This window comes from Micromonospora sp. USAFONa4 (assembly GCF_057197825.1).
This window is the reverse complement of sequence record NZ_CM170072.1, coordinates 1,882,051-1,904,629: the sequence shown is the minus strand read 5'-3', so window position 1 is coordinate 1,904,629 and position 22,579 is coordinate 1,882,051. Positions and strand designations below refer to the sequence as shown.

20 protein-coding genes are annotated in these 22,579 nt (G+C 73.6%); 14 read left to right on the top strand and 6 right to left on the bottom strand.

Translation table 11 applies throughout. The features are described from left to right. Positions 1–42 precede the first annotated feature (42 nt). A complete protein-coding gene (gene ndk, locus AC0OO9_RS07900) occupies positions 43–468 on the top strand; it encodes a nucleoside-diphosphate kinase (RefSeq protein ID WP_132240451.1) in 426 nt (141 codons plus the stop codon). A 65-nt stretch (positions 469–533) separates the two neighbouring features. On the opposite strand, the gene AC0OO9_RS07895 is transcribed toward ndk, so the two are convergent. Continuing rightward, on the bottom strand, positions 534–974 hold the full coding sequence (locus AC0OO9_RS07895) for a carboxymuconolactone decarboxylase family protein (protein WP_484516644.1): 441 nt from the start codon (positions 972–974) through the stop codon (positions 534–536). Positions 975–1,383: 409 nt separating this feature from the next. On the opposite strand from AC0OO9_RS07895, the gene ileS reads away from it, so the two are divergent. Both ileS and AC0OO9_RS07885 read left to right on the top strand, forming a co-directional pair. Beyond that, complete coding sequence (ileS, locus tag AC0OO9_RS07890; protein ID WP_484516642.1) at positions 1,384–4,575, top strand: isoleucine--tRNA ligase; 3,192 nt, start codon at positions 1,384–1,386, stop codon at positions 4,573–4,575. Positions 4,576–4,736: 161 nt separating this feature from the next. After that, a complete protein-coding gene (locus tag AC0OO9_RS07885; RefSeq protein ID WP_421453384.1) occupies positions 4,737–5,432 on the top strand; it encodes a lysophospholipid acyltransferase family protein in 696 nt (231 codons plus the stop codon). Between the two features lie 108 nt (positions 5,433–5,540). Here AC0OO9_RS07885 and AC0OO9_RS07880 read toward each other — a convergent pair whose 3' ends face one another. Next, entirely contained in the window at positions 5,541–6,758 is a 1,218-nt protein-coding gene (locus AC0OO9_RS07880) for a hypothetical protein (protein ID WP_484517883.1), read from the bottom strand. Between the two features lie 659 nt (positions 6,759–7,417). Between AC0OO9_RS07880 and AC0OO9_RS07875 the strand changes: the two genes are divergently transcribed. From AC0OO9_RS07875 to AC0OO9_RS07840, 8 genes are all read left to right on the top strand, one after another. Continuing rightward, positions 7,418–9,403: a TIGR03960 family B12-binding radical SAM protein gene (locus AC0OO9_RS07875; RefSeq protein WP_484516641.1), complete on the top strand. Its 1,986-nt coding sequence runs from the start codon at positions 7,418–7,420 to the stop codon at positions 9,401–9,403. Between the two features lie 163 nt (positions 9,404–9,566). Next, positions 9,567–10,301, top strand: coding sequence for a TIGR03936 family radical SAM-associated protein (locus tag AC0OO9_RS07870; RefSeq protein ID WP_484516639.1), 735 nt, complete (start codon positions 9,567–9,569; stop codon positions 10,299–10,301). Between the two features lie 131 nt (positions 10,302–10,432). Next, positions 10,433–13,549: an Rne/Rng family ribonuclease gene (locus AC0OO9_RS07865; RefSeq protein ID WP_484516637.1), complete on the top strand. Its 3,117-nt coding sequence runs from the start codon at positions 10,433–10,435 to the stop codon at positions 13,547–13,549. 117 nt (positions 13,550–13,666) lie between these two features. Beyond that, a complete protein-coding gene (locus AC0OO9_RS07860; RefSeq protein ID WP_484516635.1) occupies positions 13,667–14,182 on the top strand; it encodes a hypothetical protein in 516 nt (171 codons plus the stop codon). 189 nt (positions 14,183–14,371) lie between these two features. Next, positions 14,372–14,686 carry a 50S ribosomal protein L21 gene (rplU, locus tag AC0OO9_RS07855; RefSeq protein WP_088975625.1) on the top strand — a complete coding sequence of 105 codons (315 nt, stop codon included), beginning with the start codon at positions 14,372–14,374 and terminating at the stop codon, positions 14,684–14,686. A gap of 11 nt (positions 14,687–14,697) precedes the next feature. Next, entirely contained in the window at positions 14,698–14,952 is a 255-nt protein-coding gene (gene rpmA / locus AC0OO9_RS07850; protein ID WP_013288010.1) for a 50S ribosomal protein L27, read from the top strand. A gap of 91 nt (positions 14,953–15,043) precedes the next feature. Next, positions 15,044–16,612 carry a GTPase ObgE gene (obgE, locus tag AC0OO9_RS07845; RefSeq protein WP_484516633.1) on the top strand — a complete coding sequence of 523 codons (1,569 nt, stop codon included), beginning with the start codon at positions 15,044–15,046 and terminating at the stop codon, positions 16,610–16,612. 151 nt (positions 16,613–16,763) lie between these two features. Next, positions 16,764–17,213 carry a GNAT family N-acetyltransferase gene (locus tag AC0OO9_RS07840; protein ID WP_357577642.1) on the top strand — a complete coding sequence of 150 codons (450 nt, stop codon included), beginning with the start codon at positions 16,764–16,766 and terminating at the stop codon, positions 17,211–17,213. Positions 17,214–17,226: 13 nt separating this feature from the next. Here AC0OO9_RS07840 and AC0OO9_RS07835 read toward each other — a convergent pair whose 3' ends face one another. Together AC0OO9_RS07835 and AC0OO9_RS07830 are read right to left on the bottom strand one after the other, a co-directional pair. Beyond that, positions 17,227–17,886 (bottom strand): DUF6766 family protein, encoded by a 660-nt coding sequence (locus AC0OO9_RS07835; protein WP_484516630.1) that lies wholly within the window; start codon positions 17,884–17,886, stop codon positions 17,227–17,229. Positions 17,887–17,963: 77 nt separating this feature from the next. Next, positions 17,964–18,443: a DUF4383 domain-containing protein gene (locus AC0OO9_RS07830; RefSeq protein ID WP_484516628.1), complete on the bottom strand. Its 480-nt coding sequence runs from the start codon at positions 18,441–18,443 to the stop codon at positions 17,964–17,966. Between the two features lie 260 nt (positions 18,444–18,703). Here AC0OO9_RS07830 and AC0OO9_RS07825 point away from each other — a divergent pair, with 260 nt between their 5' ends. From AC0OO9_RS07825 to AC0OO9_RS07815, 3 genes are read left to right on the top strand one after another with little or no spacing between them, the layout of a single operon-like run. Beyond that, positions 18,704–19,483, top strand: a complete 780-nt coding sequence (locus AC0OO9_RS07825; protein WP_132240441.1) for a F0F1 ATP synthase subunit B family protein — start codon at positions 18,704–18,706, stop codon at positions 19,481–19,483. Positions 19,484–19,514: 31 nt separating this feature from the next. Then, a complete protein-coding gene (locus tag AC0OO9_RS07820; RefSeq protein ID WP_484516626.1) occupies positions 19,515–19,967 on the top strand; it encodes a phage holin family protein in 453 nt (150 codons plus the stop codon). Beyond that, positions 19,964–20,647 carry a DUF3618 domain-containing protein gene (locus AC0OO9_RS07815; RefSeq protein ID WP_484516624.1) on the top strand — a complete coding sequence of 228 codons (684 nt, stop codon included), beginning with the start codon at positions 19,964–19,966 and terminating at the stop codon, positions 20,645–20,647. Before AC0OO9_RS07820 ends, AC0OO9_RS07815 begins: the two co-directional genes overlap by 4 nt. 106 nt (positions 20,648–20,753) lie before the next feature. On the opposite strand, the gene AC0OO9_RS07810 is transcribed toward AC0OO9_RS07815, so the two are convergent. Next, positions 20,754–21,803, bottom strand: a complete 1,050-nt coding sequence (locus AC0OO9_RS07810) for a glycosyltransferase family 2 protein (RefSeq protein ID WP_484516622.1) — start codon at positions 21,801–21,803, stop codon at positions 20,754–20,756. Further along, positions 21,800–22,537: a class I SAM-dependent DNA methyltransferase gene (locus tag AC0OO9_RS07805; RefSeq protein ID WP_484516620.1), complete on the bottom strand. Its 738-nt coding sequence runs from the start codon at positions 22,535–22,537 to the stop codon at positions 21,800–21,802. The genes AC0OO9_RS07810 and AC0OO9_RS07805 overlap by 4 nt, the downstream gene beginning before the upstream one ends. Positions 22,538–22,579: the final 42 nt, after the last annotated feature.

Here is a 22,579-nt window from a genome sequence, read left to right as displayed (position 1 = left end):
GTACCCAGCCCGACCGTCTTCCGCGCACAGGAGGAACCCAGCGTGTCCAGCAGCAGCCCCGATGAGCGCACCCTCGTACTGATCAAGCCCGACGCGGTCCGCCGCGGGCTGGTCGGCGAGGTGATCTCCCGCTTCGAGCGCAAGGGGCTGCGGATCGACGCGATGGTGTCCCGGACGATGGACGCCGCGCTGGCCGACGAGCACTACGCCGAGCACGTCGACAAGCCGTTCTATCCGCCGCTGAAGGACTTCATGACCGGCGGGCCGCTGGTGGCGCTGGTGCTCTCCGGCGACCAGGTCATCGACGTGGTGCGCGGGCTCGTCGGCGCGACCGACGGGCGTCGGGCGGCGGCCGGCACGATCCGCGGCGACCTCTCCCTGTCCAACCGCGAGAACCTGGTGCACGCCTCCGACTCGCCGGACAGCGCGAAGCGCGAGATCGCGCTCTGGTTCCCCGAGCTGGTCTGACGCACCCGCGTCGCGGGGCCGGTGCGCGTCGCGCGCACCGGCCGCCCGCGTCGCGTCGCGGACCGTCACACCTCCGTGGGGAGGTCGGTGCGGCAGGTCACCGCGATCCGGTTCCACACGTTGATGGTGGCGATCGCCATCAGCAGGTCGGCGAGTTCCTTCTCGGACCACACCTTCGCCGCCGCGTCCCAGACATCGTCGGGCACGCCGTGCTCGCCGAGCCGGGTCACCGCGTCGGTGAGCGCCAGCGCGGTCCGCTCCCGCTCGTCGAAGAAGGGCGCCTCCCGCCAGGCGGCGACGGCGAAGAGCCGCCGCTCCGACTCGCCCGACGCCAGCGCGTCCCGGCTGTGCATGTCGACGCAGAACGCGCAGCCGTTCAGCATCGACGCCCGCAGCTTCACCAGCTCCAGCACCGTGTGTCCGACGTTCGCCCGGACGTACTTCTCCAGCCCCAGCACGGCCTGGTACGCCTGCGGTGCCACCTCGGCCACGTTGATCCGTTGCATGACGGCCCTCCTCGATCCGGTCTGTGTCGTCACCCATCCGACGACGCGCGCAGGCGCGGCGTGACACCGGCGGACGTGAGCCCGGTCACGCCGCTCGTCACCCTGGCCGCCGGTCACCGGGCGGGTTTACTCGGCGGCGATCTTCGTGGGTGGTCGGGTAACCTTGGCGGTCGTAAGGCGATGACCCGGCCATCACCGGCGAGCCTCCGGAAGAACAGCCGGTTCACCCCGGCCCAGTAGAACCGGACGGGTCCGGCCCGTCACAGCCGGCCAACGAGCGGGCGGTCGATCCTGGCCGCCAAGCGGGGTGGTACCGCGGGCCTGCCCGGGGGCGCCGTCGAGGCGTACCCGAGAAGGCTCGTCCTCGCAGACCCACACGACAGTGAGCTGCGCGAGGAGAGCGACCCCGATGGTCTATCCGTTGCACGAACCGACCGCCGCCGGCGTCCCGGCCAGCCCGGACCTGCCCGCGGTCGAGCGCCGCGTGCTGGAGCACTGGACGGCCGACAAGACCTTCGAGGCCTCGGTCGAGGCCAGGCCGGCCTCCGGCCGGCGACCGGAGAGCACGGACGCGGCCGGAGGCGGCGTCGCGGGCGACGCCGACAACGAGTACGTCTTCTACGACGGCCCGCCGTTCGCCAACGGCCTGCCGCACTACGGCCACCTCTTCACCGGGTACGTCAAGGACGTCGTGCCGCGCTACCAGACGATGCGCGGTCGGCGGGTGGAGCGGCGCTTCGGCTGGGACTGCCACGGCCTGCCCGCCGAGGTGGTCGCCGAGAAGCAGCTCGGCATCACCAGCAAGGCGGAGATCCTCGACCTCGGCGTGGCCCGGTTCAACGAGGCGTGCCGCACCTCGGTGCTGGAGTTCACCCACGACTGGGAGCGTTACGTCACCCGGCAGGCCCGCTGGGTCGACTTCGCCAACGACTACAAGACCCTCGACCTGGACTACATGGAAAGCGTCATGTGGGCCTTCAAGACCCTGCACGACAAGGGCCTGGTCTACGAGGGCTTCCGGGTGCTGGCGTACTGCTGGCGCTGCGAGACGCCGCTGTCGAACACCGAGACCCGGATGGACGACGTCTACCGGGACCGGCACGACCCGACGCTGTCGGTCTGGTTCGCGTTGACCCCCGACGAGAACGCGCCGGAGCTGGTGCGCGGACCGGTGCGCCTCGGCGTCTGGACCACCACGCCGTGGACCCTGCCGTCCAACCTCGCGCTCGCCGTCGGCCCCGACATCGAGTACGCCGTGCTGGAGCGCGACGGCCAGCGGTACGTCGTCGGGGCGGCGCGGCTCGCCGCGTACGCCAAGGAGCTGGAGGGCTACGAGCAGGTCGGCACCGTCTCCGGCCGCGACCTGGCCGGGCGCCGCTACACCCCGCTGTTCGACTTCCTCGTCGAGCAGGCCGGCCCGAACGCCTACCAGGTGCTCGGCGCGGAGTTCGTCACCACCGAGGACGGCACCGGGATCGTGCACCTGGCCCCGGCCTTCGGCGAGGACGACCAGAACGTCTGCAACGCGGCCGGCATCCCCACCATCGTCACGGTCGACGACCACACCCGGTTCACCGCGCTGGTGCCGCCGTACGAGGGCGAGCAGGTCTTCGACGTCAACAAGCCGGTGATCCGCGAGCTCAAGGAGCGGGGGGTCGTCCTCAAGCAGGACACCTACACCCACTCGTACCCGCACTGCTGGCGCTGCGACACCCCGCTGGTCTACAAGGCGGTGTCGTCGTGGTTCGTCGCGGTGACGCGGTTCAAGGACCGGATGGTCGAGCTGAACCAGCAGATCAACTGGACGCCGGGGCACATCAAGGACGGCTCGTTCGGCAAGTGGCTGGCCAACGCCCGCGACTGGTCGATCAGCCGGAACCGGTTCTGGGGCTCGCCGATCCCGGTGTGGAAGTCCGACGACCCGAACCATCCCCGGGTCGACGTCTACGGTTCGCTGGAGGAGATCGAGCGCGACTTCGGCGTACGCCTGAGCGACCTGCACCGGCCGGCGGTGGACGACCTGGTCCGCCCCAACCCGGACGACCCCACCGGGAAGTCGACGATGCGCCGGGTGCCGGAGGTGCTGGACTGCTGGTTCGAGTCCGGCTCGATGCCGTTCGCCCAGGTGCACTACCCGTTCGAGAACCGCGACTGGTTCGAGCACCACTACCCGGGCGACTTCATCGTCGAGTACATCGGGCAGACCCGCGGCTGGTTCTACACCATGCACGTGCTGGCCACCGCGCTGTTCGACCGGCCGGCGTTCCGCAACTGCCTCAGCCACGGGATCCTGCTCGGCTCCGACGGGCGCAAGATGTCCAAGAGCCTGCGCAACTACCCGGACGTCTACCACGTGTTCGACTCGTACGGCTCGGACGCGATGCGCTGGATGCTGATGTCCTCGCCGGTGCTGCGCGGCGGCGACATGGCCGTCACCGAGCCGGGCATCCGCGACGCCGTCCGGCAGGTGCTGCTGCCGCTGTGGAACGTCTGGTACTTCTTCTCGCTCTACGCCAACGCCGACGGGTACACCGCGAAGCGGAACACGACAAGCACCCACCTGCTCGACAGGTACGTGCTGGCGAAGACGAACGAGCTGGTGTCGACGGTCCAGGAGCAGATGGACGCGTACGACATCTCGGGCGCCTGCGTGACCGTGCGGTCCTACCTGGACGCGCTGACCAACTGGTACGTGCGCCGCTCCCGGGACCGGTTCTGGTCGGGCGACGCCGATGCCTTCGACACCCTGTGGACGGTGCTGGAGACCCTGTGCCGGGTGGTGGCGCCGCTCGCGCCGCTGACCGCCGAGGAGATCTGGCGCGGCCTGACGGGGGAGCGGTCGGTGCACCTGACCGACTGGCCGTCCGCCGGGGAGTTCCCGGCCGACCACGAGCTGGTCGCCGCGATGGACGCCACCCGGGAGGTCTGCTCGGCGGCGCTGTCGCTGCGTAAGGCCAAGGGCCTGCGGGTGCGGCTGCCGCTGGCGAAGCTCACCGTCGCCTCGCCGGTGGCGGCGCAGCTGCGGCCCTTCGGCGACCTGGTCGCCGACGAGGTCAACGTGAAGGCGGTGGAGTTCACCGACGAGGTGTCGGCGTACTGCCAGCAGGTGCTGACCGTGGTGCCGCGCGCGCTCGGCCCCCGGGTCGGCAAGCAGGTGCAGCAGGTCATCAAGGCGGTCAAGGCGGGGGAGTGGGAGCTGGTCGACGGCGCCCCGGTCGCCGCCGGCGTCACCCTCGCCGAGGGCGAGTACGAGCTGCGTCTGGTCGCCGCCGACGCCGAGCACTCCGCGCCGCTGCCCGGCGGCGAGGGCGTGGTCGTGCTGGACACCGAGGTCACCCCCGAGCTGGCCGCCGAGGGGCTGGCCCGGGACGTCGTCCGGGTGGTGCAGCAGGCCCGCCGCGACGCCGACCTGGACGTCTCGGACCGGATCGTGGTGGCGTTGTCGGCCGGCGAGGAGGTGCGTGCGGCGGTGGCCGCGTACACCGACTTCGTGGCCCGCGAGGTGCTGGCCGACTCCGTCGACTTTGCCGACGGGGTGGACGGCTTCACCGGGGAGGTCGGCGAGGGCGAGCGGGTGACCGTGGCCGTCCGCAGGGTATGAGTCGGTGAGACGGGGGCGGTCCGGCGGAGTGTCGCCGGACCGTCCCCGCCGGCCCCGACAGGCCCGCTCACCAGGCGGTCGACCCGCCACCCGGGCGACGACGCGTGGACCCGTCGGTTACGGTGACACCGCCTGTTCGCACACACTCCGCCGGAGGACCAGTGCCCCTGCTCTACACCATCGGCAAGCTCACCGTGGCGCCCGCGCTCCGGCTGGCCTTCCGTCCGACCGTGGAGGGGTTGGAGCACATTCCGGACACAGGGGGTGCGATCTTCGCGGGCAACCACCTCTCGGTCGCCGACGAGCTGTTCCTCGGCACCGTGGTCCCCCGGCACCTGGCGTTCTGGGCCAAGTCGGAGTACTTCAAGGGCACCGGCCCGAAGGGCGCCCTCTCCAAGCACGTGCTCACCGGCCTGGGCGCCATCCCGGTCGAGCGGGCCGGCGGTCGGGCGGCGCTGTCCGCGTTCGACGCCGCCATCCCGGTGCTGAAGGCCGGTGACCTGGTCGCGGTCTATCCGGAGGGGACCCGGTCGCCGGACGGCCGGCTCTACCGGGGGCGCACCGGGGCGGTCCGGCTGGCGGTGGCGGCCGGCGTGCCGGTCATTCCGGTCGGCATGACCGGCACCGACAAGGCCCAGCCCATCGGCACCCGGGTGCCCCGCCCCGGCCGCGCCAAGATCACCATCCGGTTCGGCAAGCCGCTCGACTTCACCGGCCGGTCGGACGACCGCACGTCGCTGCGCGAGATGACCGACGAGGTCATGGCCGAGATCCAGAAGCTCACCGGCCAGGAGTACGTGCCCCGCTACGCCCCGCCGCGCGGGCACTCCGCCACCCCGGGCGACGCCCCGGCCTGAGCCCGGGCACGCCGGAGCCGCGCCGCTGCTCCGTCGCGACCGTGGGACCGCAGCGGCCCGTCGACCGGCCCCCCGGGCCCGCTCGACGGCGTCGAGCGGGTGGAGCCGCTACTTCTGGTTGGTCGTGACCATCTGCTCCCGCAGGGTGCCGAGCAGGGTGGCGCTGTCGTCGAGGGAGAGCCGGGTGAAGATCGCGGTGGCGATGCTGCCGTGGTCGACCGAGGTGCACACCACCACGTCCTGGCCGTCGGCGCGTCCCACCGCGCAACGCTGGTGCCGGCCGCGTACGCCGGTGTCGATCACCTGGGCCTCGCCGAGGGAGTACTGCCCGGTGAGGCGGGTGATCTCGTCCTCCGCGTCGGACTCCGGGGTGAACCGGAAGCCGGTGCCGCCGAAGATCGTCACCCGCTTGCCGGCGGGCGTGGCGTAGACGCCGGCGAAGGTCTTCTCGGCCAGCCAGTGCGCCTTGCGCACGTCCGCCTCCAACTGCTTGGCGGTCGCCTTGCTGGTGTTGTCGTCGCGCAGCCGCAGGTCGGCCACCTCGGCCGGCAGGCTGGCCTCGGCCGGGTACTGCGACGTCATCGGCACCCCGTAGTAGGCCGGGCAGCCGCAGCAGCAGGCCAGCATGAGCAGCAGGAACCACGGCCAGCGGCGACGCTTGCGGGCGGGCCTCGGGGCGTACCCCCTGGGGGCCTGCTGGCCGGGTGGCGGGCCGGCCGGCGGCGCCGTCACCCGCCGTTGCCTCGGCGGCGCGGGCGGCGGAGGCGGTGGTGGCGCCGGGCGGGCCGGGCCGGGCGCCCGGGAGACCGGCGGCGGGGAGACCGGGTAGGCCGCGGGCGGCGGGGAGACGGGGTACGCCGGCGGCGGCGGGGCGGCCGGGTACGCGGCCCGCTGCGGTGCGGGCCGCGGTGGCTCCGGCGGTGCGGGGGAGTGCACGGGTGGCGCGGGGGAGTGCACGGGTGGGGCGGAGTGCACGGGTGGCGCCGGCGGTCCGGAGTACGGCCTGGGCGGTGGCGCGGCGGGGTAGGGCAGCGTCGGCGAGGGCGGCGGGGGCGGCGGCAGGTCCCACCCCCCGGTGTCCGCGCCCGCCCACGGGTCGACCGGCGTGCGGTGCTCGGCGGGCTGCTCGGGCGCGGGCGCCGGCGGAGGCGCCGGCACCGGGGGGATCTCGGCCGACTCGCCCCAGGCCCGCTTGCGCGGCTTCGGCGGGGGCACCGCCGCCGAACCGCTCCACCGGGGCGCGGGCGGTTCGGCCGGTAGCTCGTCGGGGGAGAACATCCGGGTGCCCTGCGGCCCCACGGCAGGGCGCTCGTCGCCGGGGAACATCCGGGTGCCCTGCGGTCCCGCGGCCGGCGGGCCGTCGTCGGGCAGCAGGCGGGTGCCCTCCGGGCCGGTGCCGGCCACCCGCCCGGGCCCCGCGTCCCGGGTGCCCGCGGCCCCGGTGTCGTCGGCGTCCTGCGGCGCGGTGGCGTCGCCCGCGTCCGGCCGGTCGGTGGCGTCGCCCGAGCCGTGCGGCGCCGTGGCGTCGCCCGTGTCCGGCAGCGCGGCGTCGGCCCCGGCGCCGCGCGCCCCGGCGTCGTCCGGGTCCTGCCCGGCGGCGGACGTCGCGGTCGGCCCGGGGTCGTCGGTGGGCAGCTCACGGGTGCCCTCCGGGCCCGTGCCGCCGGCAGGGGCGGGCGTTGCGGGGGAGGTCGGGGGCTCCTCGGTGACCGCCGGATCCGGACCCTGGTCCTGACCCGGAGGGCTCCCGTCGGCCGGCCGGTCCGTGCCCGGCTGCGGCTGCGGCATCGCGGCAATCTCCTCTCGCGCCGGTCCGAGGTTAGTACCGATGCGCCAGCGGGGCGATTCCGGCCACCGCCGTCGCGGGTACCGCAGGGCCGGACGGGCGCCGCGACGTGCCGGGGGCGCGGCGACCGGCGCCCCCGGGGGCGTGACGACAGGCGTGCGCGCGGTGTCCGCCGCCGGGCCGCGTACCCTTGGGCATCATGAGCGTCCCGTCCACCACGCCGCGCCCCGCCGCGGCCAATTCCGTCTGGCCCCGGCTGGAGCCGCTGCTGCCCCAGGTGACCAAGCCCATCCAGTACGTCGGTGGCGAGCTGGGCGCGGTGGTCAAGGACTGGGACGCGGCGGCCGTGCGCTGGGCGCTGATGTATCCCGACGCCTACGAGGTCGGCCTGCCCAACCAGGGCGTGCAGATCCTCTACGAGGTGCTCAACGAGCTGCCAGACGTGCTCGCCGAGCGGACCTACGCGGTCTGGCCGGACCTGGAGAAGCTGATGCGCGCCCACGGCGTGCCGCAGTTCACCGTCGACGCGCACCGCTCCGTGCGCGACTTCGACGTCTTCGGCGTCTCCTTCTCCACCGAGCTGGGCTACACCAACCTGCTCACCGCGATCGACCTGGCCGGCATCCCGCTGCTCGCCGCCGACCGCACCGACGCCGACCCGGTGATCGTGGCCGGCGGCCACGCCGCGTTCAACCCGGAGCCGATCGCCGACTTCGTCGACGCCGCCGTGCTGGGCGACGGCGAGGAGGCGGTCCTGGAGATCACCGGGATCGTGCGGGAGTGGAAGGCCGAGGGCTGCCCGGGCGGGCGCGACGAGCTGCTGCTGCGCCTGGCCCGCACCGAGAGCGTCTACGTGCCGCGCTTCTACGACGTGGACTACCTGCCCGACGGCCGTATCCAGCGGGTCGTGCCGAACCGGGCGGACGTGCCGTTCCGGGTGCACAAGCGCACGACCATGGACCTGGACGCCTGGCCGTACCCGAAGAAGCCCCTGGTGCCGCTGGCCGAGACCGTGCACGAGCGGTACGCCGTGGAGATCTTCCGGGGCTGCACCCGGGGCTGCCGGTTCTGCCAGGCCGGCATGATCACCCGGCCGGTGCGCGAGCGCTCCATCACCACCGTCGGGCAGATGGTGCGGGAGGGGCTGGAGTTCTCCGGCTTCCACGAGGTGGGCCTGCTGTCGCTGTCGTCGGCCGACCACTCCGAGATCGGCGACATGTGCTCCGGCCTGGCCCAGCAGTACGAGGGCACCAACGTGTCGCTCTCGCTGCCGTCGACCCGGGTGGACGCGTTCAACATCGACCTCGCGCAGGAGCTGTCCCGCAACGGGCGGCGCACCGGCCTGACCTTCGCCCCCGAGGGCGGGTCGGAACGGATCCGCAAGGTCATCAACAAGATGGTGTCGAAGGAAGACCTGATCCGCACCGTCGTCACCGCGTACACGAACGGCTGGCGGCAGGTGAAGCTGTACTTCATGTGCGGCCTGCCCACCGAGACCGACGAGGACGTCCTCGAGATCGCGGACATGGCCCACGAGGTCATCCGGGCCGGCCGGGCCGCCACCGGCTCGAAGGACATCCGCTGCACGGTCTCCATCGGCGGGTTCGTGCCGAAGCCGCACACCCCGTTCCAGTGGGCGTCGATGGAGCGGCCGGAGGTCATCGACGGCCGGCTCAAGATGCTCAAGCAGGCGATCAACGCGGACCGGTCGCTCGGCCGGGCGATCGGCTTCCGCTACCACGACGGCGAGCCGTCGCTGATCGAGGGCCTGCTCAGCCGGGGTGACCGGCGGGTCGGCGCGGTGATCCGGCGGGTGTGGGAGAACGGCGGCCGGTTCGACGGCTGGAGCGAGCACTTCTCCTACCAGCGCTGGGTGGAGGCGGCGACCGAGGTCCTGCCGGCCTTCGGCGTCGACCTCGACTGGTACACCACCCGCCAGCGCGACGAGCTGGAGGTCCTGCCCTGGGACCACCTGGACTCGGGCCTGGACAAGGACTGGCTCTGGCAGGACTGGCAGGACTCGCTCAGCGAGTACGAGCAGGACGACTGCCGGTGGACCCCGTGCTTCGACTGCGGCGTCTGCCCGTCGATGGACACCGAGATCCAGATCGGCCCGACCGGGAAGAAGCTCCTCCCGCTCACCCCGGTCAACGGTCTGAAGCTCCCCACCGGCGCCCAGCAGTAGCCCCGGCGCACGGCGGGTACGCCCGCCGTGCGCAGGGTTGATCATGTGGTTATCGTCAGCGGCACGCGAGTCGCGAGCAGTGCCGTCACGATCAACCGGTTCCGACACGAGGAGCACGACGATCAGTAGGAAACCACAGCCAGAGGGCGGCCAGGCACCCGTCGTGCAGCGGGTCCGGATCCGGTACGCCAAGCGCGGCCCGTTGCGCTTCACCTCGCACCGGGACTTCGCCCGGGCGTTCGAGCGGGCGCTGCGCCGGGCGGGCGTGCCGATCGCCTTCTCCCAGGGCTTCACCCCGCACCCCAAGATCTCGTACGCCAGCGCGGCCCCGACGGGCGTGGCGAGCGAGGCGGAATACCTGGAGATCGGCCTCCGCGAGCAGGTCGACCCGGCGGAGCTGCGCGACGCGCTGGACGCCGCCCTCTCGCCCGGTCTCGACGTGCTCGACGCCGTCGTTGCCGCCGGCGGGAGTCTTGCCGACCGGATCGAGGCGTCGCACTGGCGCATCGAGCTGCCCGAGGTCGACCCGGGCGTCCTGCAACGGGCGGTTTCCGCCTTCACGGCCGCCGAGGAAGTGCTGGTCGAGCGGATGACCAAGCAGGGCCGGCGCACCTTCGACGCCCGGGCTGCGGTGATCCGCATCGATGTGATCGCGTCGCCGGAGACGCCTTCCGGGGCACCGGCCGTACCGTGTGCGATACTCGAACTGGTCGTGCGGCAGGTCACCCCCTCCGTGCGGCCCGATGACGTCCTTTCCGGCCTCCGCGTGGTGGCCGACCTGGAGCCGCCGGTCTCGCCGAGGGTGATCCGGCTGGCACAGGGCACGCTGACCGCGCAGGATGCGATCGCGGATCCGTTGGAAGCGGACCGCGACGGGGCAACCATCGGTGAACGCTGACCGTCGGTCGGCGTTCAGGTAGGCAGACTTCGGCGGTCGCGCACCGTGCGCGCCCGGCGGAAACACTTTTGCGGCGACCCTGCGTGGCAGCGCTCACCCGCGCCCGGGGCAGCCAGAACTGGAGAACGTCCATGCTCGAGAACGAGCCCGAGGGCGGCGAACGGACCGGTTCACAGCCGGCCGACGAGACCGCTGACAACAGCACCGTCGAGAACGCCGCCGGGGCGCAGAACGCCGCCGACGCCGGAACCGGCGACGCCGAGCAGGCCCCGGCCGCGCCGGTCCGACGGCGTACGACCCGGCGACGGGCCACGCCACTGAGCCAGCCGGAGCAGACCGAGGTGCCGGTCGAGGCGTCGACGGCGCCCGTGCCGGGTCGCGGCGAGGCGCCCCAGGCCGAGGTGTTCGCCCCCGTCTCCGGTGATCTCGACGCCGCCCCGAAGGCGACGCGCCGCCGCCGCAAGGCCACCACCGCGCCGCCCGCCGAGGACACCACCGCGCCGCCCGCCGAGGCCGCCGGGCAGGCCCCCGAGGCCGTCGCGCCGCCCGCTGCGGAGGCGCCGGTCGCGGCGGACCAGGCACCCGCCGAGCCGGCCACGCCGCCGGTCAAGGCGACGCGTACCCGCCGGAAGAAGGCCGCCCCCGCCGCGGCCGAGCCGGCCGCGGAGACCCCGACCGACGCCGACCGGACCGGCACCGCGCCCGCGGAGCAGCCGCCGGCCGCCGCCGGCATCGAGCCGGAGGCCGGCACCGGGTTCGGCGCCGCCGCCCCGCCCGCCGCGGTCAGCGGCGCGGAGAGCCGTTCCGGCGAGGTCCCGCCCGGCGTGGCGGTCACCCCGCCCGCCGAGGAGGAGCCGACCGAGGCCGTCGAGCCGGACGTCGAGCCGGAGCCAATCGTCGAGCCCGAGCCGGTCGTCGAGCCGGAGCCGCGCACCCGCCGCCGGCGGGCCGCGCTCTCCGCGCCCACCGTGCTGTTCATGGCCCCGCAGCCGGAGGACGTCCCGGTCGCCCGGGTCGTGGCTCCCGCTCCGGAACCGGAGCCGGAGGAACCCGCCGCCGAGGAGCCGGCCGAGCCGGCGCGCCGCCGCCGGCGTGGCCGCCGCGACGTCGAGGCGGTCGAGGCCGTCGAGCCCGAGGAGCCGACCGAGGAAGCCGAGGAAGCCGCCGAGGACGAAGACGAGGACGAGGACGAGAGCGCCGCGGCCCGCCGCCGGCGCCGCCGTGGCCGCCGCGGACGCGGCCGGGGCAAGGGCGGTGCGGAGGACGCCGAGGACGAGGAGTCCGAGGAGGGCGCGCAGGCCGAGGCGGAGGAGCCCGAGGGTGACGAGGACGAGGAGGCCGAGGGCGGCGACGCCCTGACCCGTCGCCGTCGTCGTCGCCGCCGCCGGGGCGCCGGTGACGTCGAGGCGGGCGCCGACGACGGCGTGCCGACCGTCGTCAAGATCCGCGAGCCGCGCAAGACCGTCGACGAGGTGCAGGGCGTCTCCGGCTCCACCCGGCTGGAGGCCAAGCGGCAGCGCCGCCGCGACGGCCGCGAGCAGCGCCGGACCCGGCCGCCGATCCTCAGCGAGTCGGAGTTCCTGGCCCGCCGGGAGGCCGTCGACCGGGTGATGGCCGTACGCCAGCGCGGCGACCGGACCCAGATCGCCGTCCTGGAGGACGGGGTACTCGTCGAGCACTACGTCACCCGCAACTCCTCAGGCACCATGGCCGGCAACGTCTACCTCGGCAAGGTGCAGAACGTCCTGCCCAGCATGGAGGCGGCGTTCGTCGACATCGGGCGCGGCCGCAACGCCGTCCTCTACGCCGGCGAGGTCAACTGGGACACCACCGGCCTGGAGGGGCGGGCCCGCTCCATCGAGCAGGCGCTGCGCTCCGGCGACTCGGTGCTGGTGCAGGTCACCAAGGACCCGATCGGCCACAAGGGCGCCCGGCTGACCAGCCACATCGCGCTCTCCGGCCGGCACCTGGTCTACGTGCCCCACGGCAACGCGTCCGGCATCAGCCGCAAGCTGCCCGACACCGAGCGCAAGCGGCTGCGGGACGTGCTGAAGAAGCTGGTGCCGGACGGCGCGGGCGTGATCGTCCGGACCGCCGCCGAGGGTGCCAGCGAGGACGAGCTGGCGCGCGACGTCAAGCGGCTCCAGGCGCAGTGGGAGGACATCCAGGCCAAGGCGGCCGAGGGCGGCGCCCCGGTGCTGCTCTACGAGGAGCCGGACCTGGTCATCCGGGTCGTCCGGGACCTGTTCAACGAGGACTTCCGCGAGCTGGTGATCGAGGGCGAGCAGTCGTACGACATCGTCGAGTCGTACCTGTCGCACGTCTCCCCGGACCTGGTCGCCCGGCTGCGCCGGCACGTCGGCGCGGCCGACGTCTTCGCCGAGTACCGGATCGACGAGCAGATCATCAAGGGGCTGGACCGCAAGGTCTTCCTCCCCTCGGGCGGGTCGCTGGTGATCGACCGGACCGAGGCGATGACGGTCATCGACGTCAACACCGGCAAGTACACCGGCTCCGGGGGCAACCTGGAGGAGACGGTCACCCGCAACAACCTGGAGGCGGCGGAGGAGATCGTCCGCCAGCTCCGGCTGCGCGACCTCGGCGGCATCGTGGTGATCGACTTCATCGACATGGTGCTGGAGTCCAACCGTGAGCTGGTGCTGCGCCGGCTGACCGAGTGCCTGGGCCGGGACCGGACCAAGCACCAGGTCACCGAGATCACCTCGCTCGGGCTGGTGCAGATGACCCGCAAGCGGATCGGCGCGGGCCTGCTGGAGGCGTTCAGCGAGACCTGCGAGTGCTGCAAGGGCCGGGGCCTGATCATCCACACCGAGCCGGTGCCGGAGAAGCCGCGTTCCGGCGGCGGCGCGGGGGAGAAGGTCAAGGCGGTCGCCTCGGCCGTGGCCGCCCCGGCGGCACCGGAGCAGGGCACCGGCACTTCCCGGCGGCGGGCGCGCAAGAGCGCGCCGGCCGAGCGCACCGTGGCCGAGGTCACCGACGCCGAGGCCGACGCCGACGCCGCGCCGAACGCCGAGTACCACGACACCATGGGCTACGACCTGTCCCGCTACGAGGCGGACACCGCCGCCGCCGGAGAGGTCGCCGACAGTCAGACGGGCGAGTCGGCGCGGCTGGCCGCCCCGGACGATCCGGACGCGCTCTCCGACGCCGACGGCGACGAGTCGGAGGGGGGCTCCGGCCGGCGCCGGTCCCGCCGCAGCGGCGCGCGGCGGCGTACCCGGCCGTGACCGGCTGACCGACCCGACGTGTGACAGGGCCCCTTCCCGGTGATGTCCGGCGGGAGGGGCCCTGTCGTATGGTCGATCCCCGGCCACGATCGGCCGCCTGCGGTCAGGAGAAGAACGATGCGCCGTATGCTCGCCGTCACCGCGCTCACTGCCGTCCTGCTCTCCGGCGCCGGATGCGCGGCCGAGCGTCCGGAGCGGGCCGGCCCAACCGGCGGCGCACCGGGCGGTGGCGTCACGCCGGGCGGATCCGTCGGCGGCGGGGCGCCGGGCACCGGGCCGGGGGCCGGCAGCGGGGCGGCCGGCGGCAACGCGCCCGAGGTGTGTGCCGCGGCACAGCGGGCCGGCGAGACGGCCGTGCGGACGTACGTCGAGGAACTCGGCAAGATGGTCGCGGCGGTCGGGGCGGACGACGCCGCGGCGGCCCGGACCGCCCGGGACCGCATCTCCACCGCGCTGACCGACTGGCGCAGCACGCTGCGGCGCGAGTCGACCCGGGCCGAGGACGCGCAGCTCAAGACCCTCCTCGCGGACATGGCGGCGGAGGTCGGCACGCTGGGCACCGACGTCGACTCGATCGACGAGACCGGGCTCGACCGGCTCCGGCAGCGCCTCGACCAGCTCTGCGCCCGCTGACCGACGGGGCCCGGTTTGGGCGTCGGCCCTCCGATGGCGTACGCTGGCCTGCGGTGCACTTTGGTGTACCGAGTTCTCGCGTGCCCGCGCCGCCGTGCCTCTGCTACCCGGCGAGCCGCTGCGGGAACAACCGACCGGCAACGGTGGGAAAAGACGCCAGCAGCCTCAACGACAGGGAGTCCGCCTCCGATGTACGCGATCGTCAAGACCGGCGGCAAGCAGTACAAGGTCGCCGAGGGCGACGTGATCGAGGTCGAGAAGCTCGTCGGTGCCCCCGGCGACGCGGTGAAGCTCACCGCGGTGCTCCTCGTCGACGGTGACGACCTGGTGACCGACGCGGCGAAGCTTGCCAAGGTCGCGGTGTCCGGCGAGATCGCCGCACACACCAAGGGCCCGAAGATCCGGATCCACAAGTTCAAGAACAAGACCGGCTACCACAAGCGCCAGGGTCACCGCCAGCCGTTGACCCAGGTCAAGGTGACCGGCATCTCCAGCGGGAAGTAGGTCGTCCTCAGATGGCTCACAAAAAGGGTGCGTCCAGCTCGCGTAACGGCCGTGACTCCGCGGCGCAGCGGCTCGGCGTGAAGCGCTTCGGTGGTCAGGTCGTCAGCGCGGGTGAGATCCTCATCCGTCAGCGTGGCACCAAGTTCCACCCCGGTGACCTGGTCGGCCGCGGCGGAGACGACACGCTCTTCGCGCTGGCCGCCGGTTCGGTCCAGTTCGGCACCAAGCGCGGTCGCAAGACCGTCAGCATCGTGCCGCAGCAGTAGTTCGAAGGCGTTGCGGGCCGCGGACCTCGTGTCCCGGCCCGCTTCGCTTTTTTCGTGCGGGGCGTGAACCTCGCTGGAAGGATTGACGCCCGTGGCGACGTTCGTTGACCGGGTCGTCCTGCACCTGCAGGCCGGCGATGGTGGGCACGGTTGTGTCTCGATCCACCGGGAGAAGTTCAAGCCGTTCGGCGGCCCCGACGGCGGCAACGGCGGGCACGGCGGCAGCGTGTCCCTGGTGGTCGACCCGCAGGTGACGACGCTGCTGGACTTCCACTTCCGTCCGCACGTGAAGGCCGAGAACGGCAAGGGTGGCGCCGGGTCGAACCGGGACGGCGCGAACGGCCGCAACCTCGTGCTCAAGGTGCCGAACGGCACCGTGGTGCAGGCCCCCGACGGCACGGTCCTGGCCGACATGGTGGGCGCCGGCACGACCTTCGAGGTGGCCCGGGGCGGGCGCGGCGGCCGGGGCAACGCGTCGCTGGCCAACGCCCGGCGCAAGGCCCCCGGCTTCGCCGAGCTGGGCGAGCCCGGCGAGCAGCTCGACGTGGTGCTGGAGCTCAAGAGCGTCGCCGACGTCGGGCTGGTCGGCTTCCCGTCGGCAGGCAAGTCGTCGCTGATCTCGGTGATCTCCGCCGCCAAGCCGAAGATCGCCGACTACCCGTTCACCACCCTGGTGCCCAACCTGGGCGTGGTCCGGCTGGACAACCACACCTTCACCGTCGCCGACGTCCCCGGCCTGATCCCCGGGGCGGCCACCGGCAAGGGCCTCGGCCTGGAGTTCCTGCGGCACATCGAGCGCTGCGCGGTGCTGGTGCACGTCATCGACACCGCCACCCTGGAGCCCGGCCGGGACCCGGTCGCCGACATCGACACCATCGAGGCCGAGCTGACCGAGTACGGCGGCCTGGCCGACCGTCCCCGGCTGGTGGCGCTCAACAAGGTCGACGTGCCCGACGGCCGGGACCTGGCCGAGATCGTCCGCCCCGACCTGGAGGAGCGCGGCTTCCGCGTGTTCGAGGTCTCCGCGGCGACCCGGGAGGGGCTCAAGGAGCTCATGTACGCCATGGCGGAGCTGGTGGAGCAGGGGCGCAAGGCCGCGCCGCCCGCCGAGGCGACCCGGATCGTGATCCGCCCCCGGGCGGTCGACGACGCCGGCTTCACCATCGAGGCCGCGGCGGACGGCGCCTGGGTCGTGCACGGCGTCCGTCCCGAGCGGTGGGTGCGGCAGACGAACTTCGACAACGACGAGGCCGTCGGCTACCTGGCCGACCGGCTGGCCCGTCTGGGTGTCGAGGAGAAGCTGGGCAAGGCCGGCGCGGAACCGGGCGACCTGGTCCGGATCGGCGAGCGGGAGTTCGACTGGCAGCCGACCCTCTACGCCGGGGCCGACTTCATCCCCGGCAACCGGGGCACCGACGTCCGGCTGGAGGAGAAGTCCACCCGGGCGTCCGCCGCGGAGCGGCTGGCGGCCCGCAAGGCCCGCCGGCAGCGCCCGGAGGACGACGTCGAGGGCACCGACGCCGACGTCTCCGACGACGTCGACCCGGCCGACGGCTTCGGCGACGCCGGGCCGGTCCGGGAGGCCGGCCCGTCCGACGGGCCCGGTCCTTCCCAGGAGCCCGGCCCGTCCCGCATCGCGGCGGCGGACGACGCCGAATAGCCCGCCCAGGCGGACGACGCCGAACAGCCCGCTCCGGCGGACGGCGCCGAACAGCCCGCCCAGGCGGACGACGCTGAATGGCTCGTCGCGCTCCGCGCGCGGGTCGACTGCCGGAAACCTGCCCGAAATCCCCGCCGCCTAGCGTGGCCTGATGCTGATCGAGTCCCGCCCCGCCACCGATGCGGAGATCGACGCCCTGGTCGCCGCCCAGCAGCGCGAGCTGCGGGCGGCCGACGGCGGGCTGGACGGTCAGGCGACCGTCACCCACGACGACATCCGCTACCTGGTGGTGGTCGCCGACGGGCGGGCGGTCGCCTGCGGCGGGATCCAGGCGCTCGACGCGGGCACCGGCGAGGTGAAGCGGATGTACGTCCGCCCGGCCTACCGGGGGCGGGGCATCGCCCGGCAGTTGCTGACCGCGCTGGAGGAGTTGGCCTTCCAGCAGGGGTACGCGGTTCTCCGCCTGGAGACCGGCACGTACCTGCCGGCCGCGATCGGGCTCTACACCTCCAGCGGGTACGAACCGATCCCGGTCTACGGCGAGTACGTCGGCAACCCGTACAGCGTGTGCTTCGCCAAGCGGCTGCGCGTGCCGGCCTGACGGGGCCGGACGGTCAGTCGCCGGTGTGCGCGTGTTCGGCGGTGACCGGCTTCGACTCCGGCGAGGCGTGCTGACGCAGGAAGATGCTCAGCACGATCAGCGTGCCGACGGCGAGGAACTCACTCTGCCAGTTCTGCATCGACTGGAACCAGAAGTCGCTCGTGCCGAGGAACTCCCACGCGCCGATCGGCGGCGCCCCGCTCTGCAACGCCTGCTGCTGGTTGTAGTCGGCGGTTCCGCCGAGCAGGTGGCCGACGAACGAGCCGGCGAAGATCAGCAGCAGCGCGATGGAGAGGCTGTTGCGGTAGACGACCAGGGGCAGCCCGCCGGCGCGTACGGGCCAGGGGGAGTCCGGGGTGGCCCGCCGCTCGTCGTCCTCGGGCCGGTCGGTCTGCCCCACCGGCTTCGACTCCGCCGACCCGCGCTGCACCAGGTAGGCGGTGAGCAGGACGTAGCCGCCCATCTGGAGGAACTCCGACTCCCAGTTCTCGAAGACCGACTCCATGAAGTGCCCGGTGCCCAGGTACGCCGGCCAGCTGGTCGGCGCGGCCCCGAACTCGGCCAGCTCCTGGTTGTACGTCTGCCAGCCGAACACGCTCTGCAACGCCAGGAAGACGAGGAAGGCGCCGAACATCGCCACGGTCAGCGCGTTGTCACGCAACCACCTCGGCATGACGACCTCCTCGTCGACGGACCTCCGACCTCCGTGCCCGAAGGGCCCGGCGGGCAAACGCCGCCACGCGGCCCGGGTCAGGGGCGGTCGAAGGGGTCGTCGGCCCGGGTGCCGGTGCCCACCTGGTTGGAGAGCAGCAGCCCGAAGGCGAGCATGCCGAAGCCGAGGACCAGGTGCAGCCAGTTGTCGGCGTCGTTGACCGGGATGAAGTTCGCCGCGCTCTCCCGGTCGATCGCGAAGCCGTACAGCCACAGGCCGAGGTAGAGGGCGCCACCGCCGGCGAGGAAGATCCGGGCCCCGGCGACGCTGCGGGCCAGCAGCAGGCCGGCCAGTCCGAAGCCCAGGTGCAGCGCGTTGTGCAGGATCGACACCTGGAACAGGCCGAGCAGCCGGGCCTCGGAGTGGTGGCCGGCGAACGTCATGTCGGCGTAGTTGATGGTGATGCCGGGGATGAACCCGAGCACTCCGATCAGGGCGAAGACGCCGGCCGCGGCCACGGCGGCGAGCTGCACCTTCGGCTTCGGGCCCGCCGGGCCGCCGCGTGCGTGTCGTGCCATCGGTTCACCTCCGTGGAGCCGCGGAACGCCCTGCCCGCGGCGCCGGCGGCGGGGGAGTGTCCGCCACTGTGCGTGACAGTTCCGACACGCGATCCGGCGATCCTCCATTTTGTAGCGGGCCGGTGGCGGCCCGCAGGGAAAGTCACGAAGGAGGTATGGAACCGGCGACGCAGGGTAGGTCAAGAGGTGCGACGGCAGGAACCGGCCGGCGCATCCCCCCAGCACACACCCGCGAAGACTTTCCGAGCGGAAGGGAAATCATGACCTACGATCTGTCACCCACGACTTCCACGTACGGCCAGGATTCGAGCAACGGCAGCGGCGTCCGCGAGCAGGCCCGTCAGGTCGGCTCGGAGGCCAGGCACGCCGGCGGCGCCGTCGCCGAGACGGCCAAGGAGCAGGGCCGGGAGGTCGTCGGCGAGGCGAAGCTCCAGGCGCGCAACCTCTACGGTGAGGCCCGCAGCCAGCTCGCCAGCCAGGCCGGCGACCAGCAGCGGCGCGCCGCCGGCGGGCTCCGTTCGCTGGCCGACGAGATGCGCTCGATGGCCGAACAGGGCGGCCAGGCCGGCCCGGTGAGCGAGATCGCCCGCCAGGCCGCCGACCGGGTGCACGGGGTGGCCGGCTGGCTGGAGCAGCGCGAGCCCGGCGACCTGATCGCCGAGGTGCGCGACTACGCGCGTCGCAACCCGGGCACCTTCCTGGTCGGCGCCGCCGTGCTGGGTGTGCTCGCCGGCCGGCTGACCAAGAACATCTCGGCCGGCGGCGACGGCCAGGGTGGCAACGGCTACCCCGCGTACGGCTCGGGCGCCGGCTACGACCCGGAGCGGACCGCGGTCATCCCGACCCCGCCGGCCCCGCGTGCGGTGCCGGACGCCGTACCGCCGGGCGGCTACCTCGACCCGACCCCGGGCGCGTACGCCGACCCGCAGACCACCACCAGCTACGCCGACCCCGCCGGTGGCGTCGGCCAGCCGCTGCCGCCGGTGAGCCAGACCGACCCGCTGCCGGGCGTGCCGTCGACCGGAACCACCCGTCCGTGAGCCCACGAATCACCCGAAGGGAGGCGGCGGCATGAGCATGCCGACGCAGGGGGCGGGGCTGGACTCCGGCTACCACCCCCACGACGCGGACGAGGTCAGGGGCAGCTCGATCGGTGAGCTGATGCGCCAGGTCACCAGCGACCTGTCGACCCTGATGCGGCAGGAGGTCGAGCTGGCCAAGGCCGAGATCCGCCAGGAGGGCAAGAAGGCGGGCAAGACCGCCGGCTTCTTCGGCGGCGCCGGCTTCGGCGGCTACATGGTGGCCCTCTTCCTGTCGCTGGCCCTCTGGGCCGGGCTGTCCAACGTGATGGACGCCGGCTGGGCGGCCCTGATCGTGGCCGTCATCTGGGGCGCGATCGCCGCGGTCCTCTACACCAAGGCCAAGAAGAGCGCCGAGCACATCCGCGGCCTCAAGCGAACCAACGACAGCGTGCAGCGGATCCCCGACGCGCTCAAGCCCCACCCGCAGGAGGTCACCCGATGAGCACCGACCCGGACCAGATCCGCCGGGAGATCGAAGCCACCCGGAACAACCTGAGTTCCGACGTGGACGCGCTGGCGTACAAGGTCAGCCCCGCCCGCATCGTCGACGACCGCAAGCAGCGGGCCCGCAACGCACTGCAGAATGTGAGGGACAAGGTGATGGGAACCGCTTCGGACCTGGGTCACAGCACCAAGCACGGCGCCCACGCGGTGGGCGACCACGCCTCCTCGGCGGCGTCCACCGTGAGCGACAAGGCGCACTCGGCCGCCTCGACGGTCAGCGACAAGGCGCACTCGGCGGCCTCGACCGTCAGCGACGCCGCGCAGCGGGCGCCGCACGTGATCCGGCAGAAGTCCGAGGGCAACCCGCTGGCCGCCGGCCTGATCGCCTTCGGCGTCGGCTGGCTCGCCTCCTCGCTGATCCCGGCGACCCGCCGCGAGCAGCAGGTGGCGTCGCAGGTCAAGGAGAAGGCCGGCGAGCACGCCGGGGTGGTGAAGGAGAAGCTCGGCGAGGTCGCCAACGAGCTGAAGGAGGAGCTGCGCGAGCCGGCGCAGCACGCCACCGAGTCGGTCCGCTCGACCGCCCAGGACGCGGTGCACGCCGTCAAGGACGACACCCGTTCGGCCGCGCACGACGTGAAGGACCAGGCGCAGCAGTCGCGCGAACAGGTGCGGTACTGACCAGCCCGATCACCGTACGCCGCAGCTCGCGGCCACTCCCGGAGCACCGTCCGGGGAGTGGCCGCGAGCTGTCGTGTGCGTCCCGGGCGGGTGGCGGTGCCCAGAGTCAGCGCAGGTGGCGGCGGAGGGTGCGTTCGAAGTGGGCGGCGCGGCGCACCCGGCCGCCCGCGTAGCGGACCCCGCCGAGGAGCAGGCGCCGGCCGACGGCGAGCCAGCCGCACACGCCACGCTCCAGCACCCAGAGCGGGGCCGCCAGGGCGGTGGCCGGCGGGAAGACCGCGGCGCCCCCGCCCCGGCGCCGGCCCGCCTCGGCGAGCGCCACCGTGGTCACGGCCGCCCCGAGCAGCAGCCTCGGCCGCCGGGTCGCGACCGCCGCCGCCAGCGCCGGCAGGACCGCGAGCGAGGCCACCAGGCGGGCCGGCTGGGCCAGGTCGTCGTACGCCTGGCGGACCCGTTGGCCCAGGAAGTGGGCGGTGTCCGGCGGCAGCCGGCGTACGTGCAGCCAGGCGGGTGCCGCCTCGGTCCCCCCGTACGCGCGCACGGTGCGGATCAGCTCCAGGTTCTCGAAGAGCACGTCCGGGTCGTACCCGCCCATGGCGAGGAAGGTGCTCCGGCGTACCGCCAGGGTGCCGGGGTAGTCGGCGCCGAGCGCGCGGTTGAGCAGGGTGCGCCCGGTGTCCCACCACGCGTGCCAGGGCAGTGGGTCGAAGTAGTTCTGCGGCCGGACCAGGTCCACGCGGTCGAGTAGCCGGTGCACGGCGAGCAGCCCCGCGTCGTCGTACCGGACGTCGTCGTCGGCGATCACCACGTGCTCGTGCCGGGCCGCGCCGACGCCGGTGAGCACCCCGGTCACCTTGCCGTTGACGCCGCGCAGGGCGGGATCCGGCCGCAGGTGCCGGACGAGGCCGCGCCAGGCCTCCGCGTGCCGGGCGAACACCTCCGGCGGTGACCCGTCGACCACGGTCACGTCCACCCGGGCGCTCAGCCGCCGCAGGTAGGCGGTCAGTTCGGTCAGGTCGGCGTCGTCGGTCCAGCGCAGCGGCAGCACGTACGCCATGGGAAGCCGGCGCTCGTCGGCGCGCCCGGTCGTCGGCGCGCCGGTGCCGTGGCCGTCGCCGCCGGGAGCGGCCCCGGCGGGGCGGGCCGGGGCGCTCACGCCTGCTCCGGGCGGCGGTAGACGGAGACGTGCTCGCGGCTGTGGTCGGTGAACGGCCGGCCGGACCAGTCCTCCCACCGGTGCTCGCGGCGCAGCCCGGCCAGCTCGGCCATCAGGTCCAGCTCCGCCGGCCAGGCGTAGCGGTGGTTGGCGGGCAGCAGGCGCACCCCGTCGTTGCCGATCCGGACCTTCGTGGTGGTCATCCGCTGCTCGGCGGGGTGCAGCAGGGCCGCCTCCAGCAGCACCACGTCCTCCGCCACCCGCACCGGCCGCAGCGCGCCGCCGGCGCGGAAGGCGCCCGGGTCGGGCACCCACGCCTCGACGACGAACCGGCCGCCGGGGCGCAGGTGGGCGGCGGCGTTGCGGAAACAGGCCACCTGGGCGGCCTGGTCCGGCAGCGCGAAGATCGTGTTGAACGCGAGCACCACCAGGGCGAACTCGCCGGGCACCCGGGTCTCGGCGAAGTCGCCCACGGCCACCTCGATCTTGTCCCCGCCGGGCTTGACGCGCAGCCCGGCGGCCATCTCCGGGGAACCCTCGACACCGGCGACGGTCAGTCCCCGGTCGACCAGCGGCAGGGCGAGCCGGCCGGTGCCGATGCCGAACTCGCACACCGGGCCGCCGTCGGCGAGCGCGGCGAGCCGCTCCACCGCCGCGTCCGGTGTCAGGTGCGCGTACGTCTCGTCGTAGACGTCCGCGGCGTGCCGGCCGTACTCGCTGGCGTCGAAGGACACGGTGCCTCCCGGTGGCGGTGGGTGCCCGCAGCAGGTGCCCGG